We start from the raw sequence: 14,276 nt of genomic DNA, 5'->3' as shown, positions 1-14,276 counted from the left end.
AGTATCATGGCAGAATTTGAATTTAATCTAGACCTTCCTCAAGCGTCATCACTGACAGCATTTGGCGGTGCCAACCGTATCACGCCTTATCTGACTGATGCGAACGCAAAAACGGGTCGCAAAATGAAAGCAGACCTTGAGCAAGCCATTCGCGACTCAGGGCTACAAGATGGCATGACCGTCTCTTTCCACCACTCATTTCGCGGTGGGGATAAAGTCATCAATATGGTGATGGAAACCATCGCCAATATGGGTTTTAAAAACTTAACGTTAGCGCCGAGTTCACTAACCAGCATTCATTCGCCTATCGTAGAGCATATTCGTAATGGTGTGGTGAGTAAGCTTTATACATCGGGCATTCGCGGCGAACTAGGCGAGGCGATTTCAAACGGATTATTGAAAGAGCCTGTGCATATTCATTCCCATGGAGGCCGTGTTCACTTGGTACAAAGTGGTGAGCTGAACATTGATGTCGCCTTTATCGGTGTCCCTTGCTGCGATGAATTTGGTAACGCTAATGGCATTAATGGCCAATCTCGCTGCGGATCGTTGGGTTATGCCAAAGTCGACGCGCAGCATGCAAAACATGTGGTACTGCTGACTGAAAGTTTAGCGCCTTATCCCAACCATCCTGCGTCCATCACGCAAGACCACGTGGATGCGGTAGTGCAAGTTGCTGAAGTGGGTGATCCTGCCAAAATTGGTGGCGGTGAAACGCGCCTTACCAGCAACCCGCGTGAACTTCTGATAGCGAAGCGAGCGGCGGATGTCATCATCAACTCACCTTATTTCAAACAAGGCTTTAACCTGCAAACCGGGTCTGGTGGTGCGTCGTTAGCCGTCACTCGCTTTCTAGAAAATGAAATGGTGAAACAAGGCATTACGGCTGAATTTGCGCTAGGTGGCATCACCTCAACAATGGTGGCGATGCATGAAAAAGGCCTGATTAAACATTTACTTGATGTGCAATGTTTTGATGCGGGTGCGGCAGACTCATTGGCGCGCAATCCAAATCATATTGAGATTTCCGCTAATGAATACGCGAATCCATCCTCAAAAGGGGCGGTGGTCGATCGCTTAGATATTGTGATTCTCAGTGCGTTAGAAATTGATACTCAATTTAACGTCAACGTAATCACAGGCTCTGATGGGGTTATTCGCGGCGCTTCTGGTGGCCACTGTGATACCGCAGCAGGTGCAAGTTTAGCGATTGTCGTTGCACCACTTGTTCGCGGCCGAATTCCAACTGTGGTGAATCGCGTGCTTAATACGGTAACGCCTGGTGAGTCGGTGGATGTGTTGGTGACCGATCACGGTGTGGCGGTGAATCCAAAACGTGCGGACGTACGTGAGCAGCTAGAAAGCAAAGGTATCGAAGTGGTGGATATTGAAACGCTTTACCAGCGCGCCATGACTTTAACGGGTGAACCAGCGCCGATTGAATTTGATGAGCAAATCGTGGGTTATGTTCGTTACCGTGATGGTTCTGTGATTGATGTGATTAGGAGAGTAAAACAATGACCTTTGATCGCCAGGCACACGCGGTTGGGCTTGACGAAGTATTGGAGAGCAAAGAGGCTCGAGTAAAACGACAGCAGGAGTGGCTTAGCCGCCACTCCGCACCTTTAATTTCCTTTACTGTCAATATTCCAGGCCCATACAAGTTGACCCCAAGTTCACACAAAGTGTTTGAGCAAGGGGTGGCGGCCATAAGCCTTGCTTGTAAGCAACATGGCTGTGACATAGCAGCGCGCCAACTGCTGACTAAAAATACTGGCCCAGAAGGGGTATTTGCGGTGAAAGCGGTCAGCGCATCGGTACTCAAAAAGCTGATGATTAAAATTGAGTCATGTCACCCGCTGGGCAGGCTGATGGACCTCGATGTGATTGGCGAAGATGGCAAAATTATATCGCGTCAAGGAGAACAAATGCCGCGTCGTAAATGCCTTATCTGTGAGCAAGATGCCGTTGTTTGTGGACGCAGTCGTCGTCACACACTCTCTGAACTTACTTCCGTAATCGATGAAATGGTAAGAGAACATGAATGCAGCGCTTAATCTTTTAGTGGGCGCTGAGCGCTTCTACAGTACACCAGTTCAAGCCGACCGCTCAGTACGTGTTGACCTGTTTAAATTGGTGTCCGAGTTGGCGTATCACGCGATGTTGGTGGAAGTGCATTTGACGCCGAAACCAGGGTTAGTTGATTTGCTCGATAATGGCGCCCACAGCGATATGGATGTGCGTCTTTTTGAACGCAGCGCTGAAGCAATTAAGCCTTTTATTCATGACTTTTTGAGTGCCGGTTTTGAACATCGTCAGTTTATGGCTGACAGCTTACTGTCAGTATTAAGGCCTATTGGTGTACAAGCTGAGCAGGCGATGTTTAAAGCCACTCAGGGGGTCAACACGCACAAAGGTATGATTTTCAGCATTGGGCTGATATGCGGCGCTATTGGTTGGTTGAAAGGTAAAGGCTTAACGCTTGACTCGATTCATGTTAGCCACGTAATCAAACGTTGTTGCGCAACGTTGGTGATTGATGAATTGAAACGTTCAGATCGTACCGCCAATACCCATGGGGAAAAGCTCTATGAGCAATATGGTTTGACCGGCGCTCGCGGAGAAGCGGCATCGGGCTTTGCCACCATTACTCAGTTTAGCCTTCCGGCGTACGAGGAAGCGATCGCCAAAGGAAAAACCACCGAACACGCATTGTGGCAAACTTTGCTGGTCTTGATGGCGAACAACCAAGACACCAATGTGGTGTCTCGCGGCGGCATGCATGGACTGCGTTTCGTGCAAAATGCGGCTTGGCAACTTTTGCAAAAAGGCGGCAGTGACAATCCTCAACTCGAACAAGAACTTATTGAACTAAACAAGCAGTTTACTGAGCGCCGTCTGAGCCCGGGAGGGAGTGCTGATTTGTTAGCGATGACCTGGCTGTTAGCGCAGGTAAATCACCTTAATCAACATAGCCGTTAAATCGACAATAGTGAAAAAATAAGGATTTCACCTTCATGGAAATGTACACAGATGTTCTTGTACTCGGCATCGCCGGCAATTTTGCCGGTCACCTACAGCAAGCTGGCGAGGCGGCGGATTTTGCCCGAATAGAAGGGTCAGACCTTGCTATGCCGCAAGCACTATTTCCTATTTACGTGCCTTCTGAGAGCACCTCATTTTTGACCAATTTCCCGCTCAGTCATGATGCGATTCAACTGCCTCTGGATGTCGATAATTTACAAATTGAACCAGAAGTAGGGCTTCTGTGCGATGTCATCTATGATCAGCATAATCACGTCGTTGATTTACTACCTCAAGCATTTGGTGCATTTAATGACTGCTCAATTCGCCGTCCTAACGCCAATAAAATCAGTGAGAAAAAGAACTGGGGAACGGCATCAAAGGGCATTGCCGAAACCATGCTGCCAATTAGCGGTTTCTCTCGTGGCGGTGAGATTGATCAATATCGGATTGCAAGTTTTCACCAACGGGGCGAATCGTTTGAGCTGTATGGTGAAGATTGCGAAATCTCTGGATACACCTATTTCTACGAGACCTTGCTTGAATGGATTGGAGAGCAGATGAACCAGCAGCAAGACATGGGACCTAAAGAAAATATCAAGCAGATGATTGCTGAGGCAAATTACCCATCTCAGGTGCTGTTGGCTCTGGGAGCGACGCGTTACACTCCTTATGGTGAATCTAATTTTTTAAAACGTGGTGATGTAAGCATGGTCGTGGTTTATGACCAGCGCAATTATACCCCGCAGACAATTCATCAGTTAGCGGCCGCTAATGATCTTCAGAAACATGGTATTTCGGCAGTGGTACAAACCGTGTTCTAGTACCTAATACATTCTATTTGTAGGGCAGTGTTGGCGTTGGTCAGGGCTGTATTTTGCCTAACATTCGTGTTGTTAAGACACGAATGTTAGGCCTTTCTTTTTTCGGGACCAATTCCTGCTGGTAAAAATCACTTTTCAGGCTGCTGCCACCTGATTATGTATTGGCACCATGACAGCGTTTAATCTCTTTAATCAGAGCGTTGGAGAGTGGTGAAGCCGAATTGTTTTTTGACGTGATCAGCATGACCGGGATTTGGTAAGTATATTTTTCGGGCAAGATAGGCTTAATCAGTCCTTTGTCGACCCAATAGCTGGCGTAATGTTCGGGCAGGTAGCCGATAAATGCCCCCGATAAAATTAAGTGGGCAATCCCCTCATCGTGATAGGCAATGGCGCTGTTTTGGTAATTCAGAGCGTCGTTGCGGGTTTCCTTATCTCTCATGTAGTTACTGGTGATGACTTCCGCTTGTTGTAACAGTTTGGTGATTTCCGACGCTTTACAGTCAAACAGTGGGTGGTCTTTACCACAATATAAATAGTTAGTTTCATTATGCAGGGGGTAGTAGTCGAGCCCTCTTAATTGATGGCGACTGACACCGATGCCAACGAGTGAGCGGCCATTTGCTACTGATGTTTCTACTTCGCGCGCTTCACATACGTTAATGTCGAACTGTAAGTTATTACTTCGTTTTTTTAATGCGGCGATAACTTGTGCCACACGGCAGCGGGGATCATTGACTAACGTGTCAATCATGGCAATCGTTACTCGACCAGAGAGTTCGTTTTTAGAACTTGCGACTGTGGCTGCAAAGGCATCGCACTGTTGAAGTAGTTCCAGTGATGCCTGATAGGTAACACGCCCTTCCTCTGTTACTTCAAAGCCACTTCGGCCGCGTTTGCATAGTTTAATTCCAAGGCGTAATTCCAAATCGGATAAATGGGAGCTAATGGTTGATCGACCTATATTTAAACGGGATTCCGCAGCTGACAAACCACCGCATTCGACGATAGCAACGAATATTCTCAGCATACGTAAATCAACATCTTGAACCTGCATGATCGACCTCTTTGTTATGTTAAGTCTTTAGTTCGACAAAATCGGAATGAACTACGAACATTATGCTTTTATAAAACATCCAGAGCAAGTTAGCATAGGCTCATAATAAGCAACCTGATAGCAAGTTATCAGTAAGTTAGGAGAACAGAATAATGTTTAGATATGGTGTAGACCGACTAAACCTGGATATTGTAAACGGAATTGCTGATGGCAGTATCAAAGCTGAACTGTGTGAAGAAGCACTAGATAAAATCAATGCAAGTCGCCGTAATGTGGACATCATCGCAGCTTCAGACAAAGCAGTATACGGCATCAATACTGGATTTGGTCCTCTGTGTGATACTCAAATCTCACCTGAAGAAACGCATCTGCTACAAAAAAACCTCCTTATTACTCATGCGGTTGGTGTTGGTGAGCCAATAGCTAAACCAATCTCAAAACTTATGCTGATCACTAAGGTGCATGCCTTAAGTCAGGGCTACTCAGGTATTCGCCTGGAAGTCGTTCAGCGTATGCTGACGTTCATTGAACTGGATCTGATCCCTGTTGTGCCGGAGCAAGGCTCAGTTGGCGCATCGGGTGACTTAGCACCACTATCTCACCTGTTTTTACCACTGATTGGTGAAGGTGAATTTTGGCAGGGAGATAGCATCATCCCAGCAGCGCAAGCGCTTCGTGAACATGGTTTAGAGCCACTTGAGTTGCATGCTAAAGAAGGCTTGGCGCTCATCAACGGTACTCAATTTATTCTTTCTCACGCGATTACCGCACTGACTAAAATGCGCTATCTACTTGATTTGGCTGATTTGGCTGGCGCGATGAGTATTGAAGGCATGCAGGGTAGTGGCTCTCCATTCCGAGAAGAGCTTCACCTGACCCGTGCATTCGCTGGTAACATTGAAGTCGCCGCTCGAATGAGACGCTTCTTCAAAGACTCAGAAAACATGGCCTCGCATGCGAATTGTGTTCGCGTGCAAGACCCATATTCATTGCGCTGTATTCCGCAAGTACATGGTGCTTCTCGCAATGCATATAACCACTTAAAAGAACTTGCTGAAATCGAAATGAACTCTGTGACTGATAACCCGATTGTTATCAGCGCTGAAGAAGCGATTTCCGGTGGTAGTTTCCATGGTCAACCGCTGGCAATGGTATTGGATTATGCATCTATTGCTGCTGCAGAATTGGGCAACATTTCAGACCGTCGTTGTTACCTGTTGCTTGAAGGACTACACGGTCTACCGCGTCTTTTGACCTCATCCGGTGGTCTTAACTCGGGCATGATGATCCCGCAATACGCGACAGCAGCATTGGTAACTGAAAACAAATCACTCTGTTTCCCACCGTCTGCCGACAGCGTGCCAACCTCAATGGGTCAGGAAGACCACGTTTCGATGGGCAGCATCTCAGGCAGAAAACTTAACCAGATCTTAGGTAACCTGGAAAAGATCTTCGGTATCGAATTGATGTATGCTGCACAAGCGATAGAGTTTAGACGTCCGAACAAATGTTCAGATCTTATCGAAGAGAACTTCCAGATTATTCGTGAGAAAGTTGCCAAGCTAGAAGAAGATCGCCTTCTTAAGCCAGACATCGACGCGATGATCAAACTCGTTAAAACACAAGCGTTTAATGTTAACTAGAGGGAGCCGCTAAGGATGGAAACCGTATTGAATTTTCAAGAACAAATTAAACAAGGGATCCCTAACACACTGCCGGAACCTAAACCGTATCCGGCAGGTGTAAACCGTGCTCCGAAGCGCAAAGACATTCTGACTTCTGAAGAAAAGCAGTTGGCTATTCGCAACGCATTGCGTTATTTCCCGAAAGAGTGGCACAAGGAGCTGGCTGCAGAGTTTGCTCTGGAGCTGAAAGATTTCGGTCGTATTTACATGTACCGCTTCAAGCCGAACTACGAGATGAAATCTCGCTCTATTTCAGACTATCCGGCGAAGTGTGAGCAGGCTGCTGCCATCATGCTGATGATCGACAACAACTTAGATCCTGCGGTAGCACAGCACCCTGAAGAGCTAATCACTTACGGTGGTAACGGTGCGGTATTCCAGAACTGGGCACAATACCTGCTGACCATGAAATACCTAAGTGAAATGGAAAGTGACCAGACGCTACACTTGTACTCTGGTCATCCTATGGGGCTGTTCCCGTCGTCGGAAGAAGCACCACGTGTAGTTGTAACTAACGGCATGATGATCCCTAACTACTCGAAGCCAGATGATTGGGAAAAATTCAACGCTTTAGGCGTGACTCAATACGGGCAAATGACTGCGGGTTCATTTATGTACATCGGTCCTCAGGGGATCGTACACGGCACAACAATCACGGTAATGAACGCATTCCGTAAGGTGCTGGAAAAAGGTCAAAGTCCGAAAGGTAAGATCTTCCTGACTGCTGGTCTTGGCGGCATGAGTGGTGCACAGCCTAAAGCGGGTAACATCGCGAACTGTATTACTGTATGTGCAGAAGTGAACCCGAAAGCGGCAATTAAGCGTCATGAGCAAGGTTGGGTGGATGAGCTGGTCGACAACATGGACGCGCTGATTGAGCGTGTTCGTCAAGCTCAGGCCAACGAAGAAGTGGTATCTATTGCCTTTATCGGCAACGTGGTTGATGTATGGGAAGCCTTCTACGAGAAGGAAATCTTCGTGCACCTTGGTTCGGATCAGACCTCGCTACACAACCCTTGGTCAGGCGGTTACTACCCGGTTGACATCAGTTATGAAGAATCAAACCGTCTTATCCGTGAAGAGCCAGAGCTTTTCAAGGTAAAAGTACAAGAGACTCTGAAGCGCCATGCTGATGCGGTAAATAAACACACAGCTCGCGGTACTTACTTCTTTGACTACGGTAATGCTTTCTTGCTTGAAGCATCTCGTGCTGGTGGCGATGTGATGGCGGAAAACGGCATTGACTTCAAATACCCGTCATACGTGCAGGACATTCTTGGTCCTATGTGTTTTGACTATGGTTTTGGTCCGTTCCGATGGGTTTGTACTTCAGGCAAGCCGGAAGATCTGGACAGAACTGATGCGATAGCCGCAGAAGTGCTAAGCAAGATCATGGAAGAGTCGCCAGAAGAAATTCAGCAGCAGATGCAAGACAACATCACTTGGATCAAAGATGCGAAACAAAACAAACTGGTCGTAGGCTCACAAGCTCGAATTCTTTATGCTGATGCGCAAGGTCGTATGGAAATCGCGAAAGCATTTAACGATGCGATCAATCGAGGTGAAATCGGTCCTGTGGTGCTTGGTCGTGACCACCACGATGTAAGTGGTACTGACTCACCGTTCCGTGAAACGTCGAACATCTATGATGGTAGCCGCTTTACCGCTGACATGGCGATTCACAACGTAATCGGAGATGGTTTCCGCGGCGCGACTTGGGTCTCTATCCACAACGGTGGCGGTGTAGGCTGGGGTGAAGTGATCAACGGCGGTTTTGGTATGTTGCTAGACGGCAGCGATAGTGCTGAGCGCAGACTGAAGTCCATGCTGTTGTTCGATGTTAACAACGGTATCGCACGTCGTAGCTGGGCGCGTAACAAAGAAGCTAACTTCGCTATTCAACGTGAGATGGCAAGAACACCTAAGCTAAAAGTGACATTAGCTAACCAGGTTGACGATGACATTATCGATAACTTGTCTTTCTAAGTAACCTGCACTTAGAACTGTAATAGAAAGAAACAAAAAGGCAGCGAATTTCGCTGCCTTTAGTTTTTAGGTGATTGTGAATTACCACATTAGGTCGTCTGGAACGACGAACTCTGCGTATGGGTCATCTTCTGCAGGAATATCAGCTTCAGGCTCTTTTTGATCAATAATGACTGATTCATCACGTTGTGCGATTTTGTTTGCTACGCCGCGTGGGATAACCACATAGCTCTCGCCTACAATCGCAATAGCCAGAATACCTTTAATTAACTGCTCACGAATGACAGAATCAACGTAAAGCGATTTCACCAAAGTCCCGTCTGTGAAGTTGTATTTGATGTCGCCATCTTTCAAATCAACTTTGTTCATTTCGATCAATTGATTGATTTGCGCTTTGATCTCTTTACTTAAACGCTCAGCATTCTGTTGCTTGCTCAACTCTTTATCTCGTTCTAACTGCTGGCGCTTGCTCTCTTCAACGGCCGCTTTGACTTCGCGAGCTTGAACGCGGGATTTTTTGGAGCCTTTTTTCGCTTTTTTTAGTTTTTTCTCGTTAACCAAGCCAGCTTTCAGCATTTGTTCTTGAAGGGTTAGTTTTGCCATGTTTAATCCAGTTGATACGCAATTTTTGCCATTTTAACCAGTCCTGATCAGCAAGGAAAGGGCGGGGAAGGGAAGTGGGGTGAATATCGTACTAATATGCTGGCTTTGAAGGCCAAATCCAGCATTTAGTTTGTATTTCAGCGCTCAGACGTATTGAAGTTTTCTATTGCTTTCTTTTGTCCAAAGAACTTCGAGTACAGCAATCAGTTAGCGTTGCGAGTAGACTCTTTTACTTGCAGAGAGCCCTGATATTGAAAGTGCTTTTTATCGCTTGTTTGCTCTTTATTTAGGGTAAGTGCTGTGGTGACAGCGTCTCGGGTTAGTTCCAAAATAGGTAAAGCTACAGTGGATATGCGTGGCACCATATAATCGGCAGTCGGATCTCCATCGATTCCGATGACGGAAACATGTTCTGGAACTTTTATTCCTCTGTCATGCAATGCGCGGATAGACCCGATGGCCATTGAGTCTGTACACGAAAAAATAGCGGTAAAAGGCACGCCGCTATCGATCAGTTTGATCGTTGCATCATAACCACTTTTTGGGTTGCTCTCACCTTCGATAATCAGAGTGTCTACGATGTCTATACCATGCTCTGTAAGGGTTTCTTTGTAGGCAGAAAGACGTTTCTGACCGGTACTACTGGACATTGGCGTAGTAATACAGGCGACTTGTTTATGGCCAATGTCCAAAAGGTAGTTAGTTGCAAGGCGAGCCACTTGCTCTTGGTCAAAACCGAAGCTAAATAATTTCTCGTCATCCAAAGCACGGTTGATGACGATAAGCTGGGTTTTGATTTCTTGTTGTATGCTCGAAAGCTGCTGTTCAGACAAATGGCGGCTATAAATAAGAATGGCATCACAGTTGTGAGCATTAAGGGAACGAACGGCATCCTCTTCCCCTGCAGCGCTGTCGCTACTGTTCATTACAAACAACTTTTTATCTGCTTTTTGCATATCTAATGCAGCTTCGGTCAGTATCGAGCTGAAATAGTGGCTTTCAAAATGTGGGAGAATTAACCCGAACGTATTGTAGCTGTTTGTCGCTAGCGCTCGCGCAAACGCGTTTGGCTGATAGCCCAGAGATTTCATTGCTGCCAACACAGACTGACGGGTCTGTTCTTTTACATATTCGCTGCCGTTAATTACCCTGGATACGGTTGCTTTCGATACGCCTGCTGCTTTGCATACGTCTTTGATTGTCGCCATTTTTTTATTCCCACATACTTTGGAAGGACAGTTTACATCATTTGATTAGACGAGAATAATCTGTCGGTTTGTTTTAACTGTAAAGCTCAAGTAACTGTGTATTTACTCACAAAGTCAACATAATTGATTTCAGCGCTTAAAACTCAAGTCCATGCATAAAATCACATTTTTTGTATTATATATAGCCCATAATGTAACCGGTTTCATTCATTATTGTTCATTAATCTAAAAATGTGAAACTCAGAGCAAACTGCAAGGATGATAATGATTAGCCACCCAGATTTATTTCTGCACAAAGACAAGCCCGATTTTAATTTCCCATAACTCATAAGCAGGAAACGATTTTGATAGATACAATTATTTTTGACATGGACGGCGTGCTCGTTGATTCTGAACCGTTCTGGCGTAAAGCGAAAGTCAATGCCGTTGCCCGTTTTGGTGGGCAGATCACCGAACAACTCGCATACCAGAGTACGGGTCTTCGCATTGATGAAATAGCGAACTACTGGATTCGATACTGTGGCTTAAACCCGAACTGCGCAACCGATCTTGCGGATGCTATCTTGAGCGAAGTGATTGGACAAATTAAGTCTCACGGTCAATTGCTACCTGGTGTGCAACAGTCTCTGGATTTAGTGGCACGAGCAGGATTGAAAATTGGACTAGCTTCTTCTTCACCGCAGAGGTTAATCGAAGCTGTTCTGGAAACCTTCGGGATCGGTAAATATTTCTCAGTTTACGTTTCAGCGGAACATCTTCCTTATGGAAAACCTCATCCACAGGTGTATCTGGACGCGGCAATACAACTCGGCACAGAGCCTTATAACTGTGTGGCAATTGAAGATTCCGTTAATGGGTTGATTGCAGCAAAGGCAGCAGGAATGAAGGCGATTTGTGTTCCTGAACCGGGACAAGAAGCGAATCCACGCTTTGGCATCGCTGATATCAAGTTAACTTCCCTTAAAGACTTCTCGTCTTCAAGCGAGGTTCTAAAACTTCTCGGGAGATAAATGAAAGGGCTTCATCATTCATTGGTGGAGCCCATCGTCTTACTTCGTCTTTAAACAACCACTCTTCTTGTTAGCTGTAGTTAAAGCTAGTTACATCGTTTCTTTGAGATTCATTCGTGCGGTCGTAACCCAATGAGAGGGTCAGCAGCATTGCTAAAGAGAAGGCAACAGCAATACCCAGAACATAAATCAACGCTGGGGTGAATACTGGGATGGTAAAGATGCTTTGAAATGCGAAAGCGGTCATTTTTACCTGAAAGTAGCCATTGAGCGCGCCTCCTAGCATGCCTGAAATGACAACGATAGGGATGGTACGGCGATAGCGAAGAATCAAACCGTAAATGATCGGTTCCGTAACCCCGGCTAGCAGTCCTGTTAAAGCGGCAGGTCCCGCCAGTGTTCGTACTTCTGTATTACGTGCTCGTAAGCAAATGGCAAACGCGACACCTATCTGAGCGAAAGTACTCGGAGCCCACATTGGGAAAATCGAGTCCCCTCCAGCGGCCGCACTAGCGATCACCACAGGGAATATTCCCCAATGTAATCCGAAGATCACAAGGAACATGATGCTTGCGCCAATGACAGCACCAGTGAGCATTGAGCTGTATGCCTGAAGGTGATCAATACCTGTGGCGACCAAGTTGCCTAAAAAGATCCCGATAGGGCCAAATACTGTTGCTGTCATCGGTACGATGATCAGCAAACAGATCATTGGGACCAGGAATAACTTTACGTTTGAAGGGCAGAACTGTTGCACTCTTTTTTCTAGTAGAGCAAGTGCAGTAATGGCGATAAATATCGGAAAAACGGTCGACGCATAACTCATCGCGGTAAAAGGTATCCCCATAAAGGTACTTTCGTGATGACCGATCATGGCTATAAAATTAGGTTCAAGAAGTGCAGCGCCAACGGTCGCACCGATATAGCCATTCGCTCCTAACCTAACCGCTATAGAGCTTCCCAACATAACAGGCAAAAAATAAAAAACGGCATTGCCAGCTGCAGACAGTGTCAGGTAGGTGCTGCTTTCTGGTGAAAGCCAACTCGTCATGACTAAAATCGCTAACAGAGCTTTGAGCATACCAGCACCTGCCATGACGCCAATAATTGGCGAAAAGCTATCGGACACTACCTGGATTACTCGGCTACCAAGAGAAAGGTTTTTCTTATTTTCAGTGTATGTGGATTCCATTGTCTTCGATTTCCAGTGGATATTTATAAAGCCACTTCCGGTTATACATTCTATCAATGAAACCGGTTCCATTTTTAGCTAATATTAGTCTGGGAATGACTGCTGAGAAACGAATATTGCTAAATGTTGTGATGATTCTCACTGAGATAAAACAGGGTTTTCTGCCGTGTTTTTTGGCAAAAAAATACACCCCATGTCTGAGACGCAGGGTGTATTTTCTAGAGCGTTGTTTTAGCTACGGCGAGTTTTACAGTTTTTCACCGTTGCTAGTGATGACGTCTTTATACCAGTAGAAGCTTTTCTTACGGCTACGTCCCATGGTTCCTGTTCCGTCGTCGTGACGATCGACGTAAATAAAGCCATAACGTTTACGATATTCACCTGTACCGTAAGAGACACAGTCAATACATCCCCAAGGGGTATAGCCCATCAAATCGACGCCATCGTAATCAACAGCCTTTTGCATCTCTTCAATATGAGCTTTCAGGTAGTCGATACGGTAGTCATCGTTGATCTCACCGTTTTCTTCAACTTGATCTATAGCGCCAAAGCCATTTTCTACAATGAATAGTGGCTTGTTGTAGCGTTCATACAGCTCACATAGAGAGTAGCGCAGACCTACCGGGTCAATCTGCCAACCCCATTCAGACGCTTGAACGTATGGATTCTTCACGCTGCCGGTAAAGCCACTCATTGAGCCTTCTGTTGTTTCTTCAGCATCGGCTTTCACCGCTACCGACATGTAGTAGCTAAAGCCGATATAGTCACAGACGCCTTCTTTTAAAATCTCCAGATCGCCAGGCTCCATCTTGATGTTGTAGCCTTTACGTTCCCAATCTTTCAGTGTGTATGCTGGATATTCACCACGCATATGTACGTCACTGAAGAAGAAGCGGTTACGCATTGCTTCTTGAGCCAACATCACGTCTGCTGGTGCACATGAGTATGGGTAAATTGGAACCCACGCAACCATACAGCCAATTTGGAAATCAGGGTTGATTTCATGACCCAGTTTTACCACTTTTGCGCTAGCGACAAATTCGTGGTGTACGACTTGGTACATACACTCTTCTGGATTTTCCTCAACGGTGTAATCCACGCCCGAGTTTGAGTAACCCCATAGAGGCAAATGCAGATCACGTTGGTTATTGATCTCGTTAAACGTCATCCAGTATTTCACTTTGTTCTTGTAGCGACGCATGACCGTTTCTGCATAGTGAACAAAGAAATCAACAACTCGACGGTCTTTAAAGCCACCGTACTCTTTTGACAAATGCAGCGGCATTTCAAAGTGAGACAAAGTAATGACTGGCTCAATACCGTGTTTTAATAACTCATCAAACAGGTCATCGTAGTACTGTAAGCCCGCTTCATTTGGCACTAACTCGTCCCCTTTAGGGAAAATTCGTGGCCAATAAATAGAAGTACGGAAACATTTAAAGCCCATTTCTGCCAGCAGTGCTACATCACCTTTGTAGTGGTCGTAGAACGCGGTCGCTTCATGGTTTGGATAGTGGTAACCCTCTAATACACCATCGGTAATTTTACGTTGGGTGTTGACGTCACCACCGGATAACACATCAACAATACTCGGACCTTTACCATCTCGGTCCCATCCGCCTTCAACTTGGTGTGCAGCTACTGCGCCGCCCCATAAAAAGTTTTCAGGAAAAACACTACTCATCTT

12 protein-coding genes are annotated in these 14,276 nt (G+C 46.0%); 7 read left to right on the top strand and 5 right to left on the bottom strand.

Features of this window, described 5'->3' with window-relative positions:
• Positions 1-6 precede the first annotated feature (6 nt).
• Genes citF through WJM94_RS06290 form a run of 4 tightly spaced genes read left to right on the top strand, consistent with a single transcriptional unit; the run spans position 7 to position 3,848 of the window.
• Positions 7-1,521: a citrate lyase subunit alpha gene (gene citF, locus WJM94_RS06305; protein WP_444493386.1), complete on the top strand. Its 1,515-nt coding sequence runs from the start codon at positions 7-9 to the stop codon at positions 1,519-1,521.
• A complete protein-coding gene (gene citX, locus WJM94_RS06300) occupies positions 1,518-2,057 on the top strand; it encodes a citrate lyase holo-[acyl-carrier protein] synthase (protein ID WP_444493385.1) in 540 nt (179 codons plus the stop codon). Before citF ends, citX begins: the two co-directional genes overlap by 4 nt.
• Entirely contained in the window at positions 2,041-2,982 is a 942-nt protein-coding gene (gene citG, locus WJM94_RS06295; protein ID WP_444493384.1) for a triphosphoribosyl-dephospho-CoA synthase CitG, read from the top strand. Before citX ends, citG begins: the two co-directional genes overlap by 17 nt.
• A gap of 35 nt (positions 2,983-3,017) precedes the next feature.
• Positions 3,018-3,848, top strand: a complete 831-nt coding sequence (locus WJM94_RS06290) for a DUF5718 family protein (RefSeq protein WP_444493383.1) — start codon at positions 3,018-3,020, stop codon at positions 3,846-3,848.
• Positions 3,849-4,002: 154 nt separating this feature from the next.
• Here the strand turns inward: WJM94_RS06290 and WJM94_RS06285 are convergent, their stop codons facing one another.
• Positions 4,003-4,905: a LysR family transcriptional regulator gene (locus WJM94_RS06285; RefSeq protein WP_444493382.1), complete on the bottom strand. Its 903-nt coding sequence runs from the start codon at positions 4,903-4,905 to the stop codon at positions 4,003-4,005.
• A gap of 152 nt (positions 4,906-5,057) precedes the next feature.
• Between WJM94_RS06285 and hutH the strand changes: the two genes are divergently transcribed.
• Both hutH and WJM94_RS06275 read left to right on the top strand, forming a co-directional pair.
• Positions 5,058-6,548 carry a histidine ammonia-lyase gene (gene hutH, locus WJM94_RS06280; protein ID WP_444493381.1) on the top strand — a complete coding sequence of 497 codons (1,491 nt, stop codon included), beginning with the start codon at positions 5,058-5,060 and terminating at the stop codon, positions 6,546-6,548.
• A gap of 15 nt (positions 6,549-6,563) precedes the next feature.
• The gene (locus WJM94_RS06275) at positions 6,564-8,576 is read left to right on the top strand and encodes a urocanate hydratase (RefSeq protein ID WP_444493380.1); all 2,013 of its coding nucleotides are present in this window, start codon (positions 6,564-6,566) and stop codon (positions 8,574-8,576) included.
• 81 nt (positions 8,577-8,657) lie between these two features.
• Here WJM94_RS06275 and WJM94_RS06270 read toward each other — a convergent pair whose 3' ends face one another.
• Together WJM94_RS06270 and WJM94_RS06265 are read right to left on the bottom strand one after the other, a co-directional pair.
• The gene (locus WJM94_RS06270; RefSeq protein ID WP_444493379.1) at positions 8,658-9,179 is read right to left on the bottom strand and encodes a DUF2058 domain-containing protein; all 522 of its coding nucleotides are present in this window, start codon (positions 9,177-9,179) and stop codon (positions 8,658-8,660) included.
• 203 nt (positions 9,180-9,382) lie between these two features.
• A complete protein-coding gene (locus WJM94_RS06265) occupies positions 9,383-10,387 on the bottom strand; it encodes a LacI family DNA-binding transcriptional regulator (RefSeq protein WP_444493378.1) in 1,005 nt (334 codons plus the stop codon).
• Between the two features lie 344 nt (positions 10,388-10,731).
• Between WJM94_RS06265 and hxpB the strand changes: the two genes are divergently transcribed.
• Positions 10,732-11,397 carry a hexitol phosphatase HxpB gene (hxpB, locus tag WJM94_RS06260; protein WP_444493377.1) on the top strand — a complete coding sequence of 222 codons (666 nt, stop codon included), beginning with the start codon at positions 10,732-10,734 and terminating at the stop codon, positions 11,395-11,397.
• A 70-nt stretch (positions 11,398-11,467) separates the two neighbouring features.
• Here the strand turns inward: hxpB and WJM94_RS06255 are convergent, their stop codons facing one another.
• Positions 11,468-12,589: a PTS transporter subunit EIIC gene (locus WJM94_RS06255; protein WP_444493376.1), complete on the bottom strand. Its 1,122-nt coding sequence runs from the start codon at positions 12,587-12,589 to the stop codon at positions 11,468-11,470.
• A gap of 247 nt (positions 12,590-12,836) precedes the next feature.
• Complete coding sequence (locus WJM94_RS06250; RefSeq protein WP_444493375.1) at positions 12,837-14,273, bottom strand: 6-phospho-beta-glucosidase; 1,437 nt, start codon at positions 14,271-14,273, stop codon at positions 12,837-12,839.
• Positions 14,274-14,276: the final 3 nt, after the last annotated feature.

It is taken from the genome of Vibrio sp. YIC-376 (assembly GCF_052353105.1).
GTDB lineage: Bacteria > Pseudomonadota > Gammaproteobacteria > Enterobacterales > Vibrionaceae > Vibrio.
The sequence above is the reverse complement of the archived record's forward strand: the minus strand, read 5'-3'. Positions and strand labels throughout refer to the sequence as shown.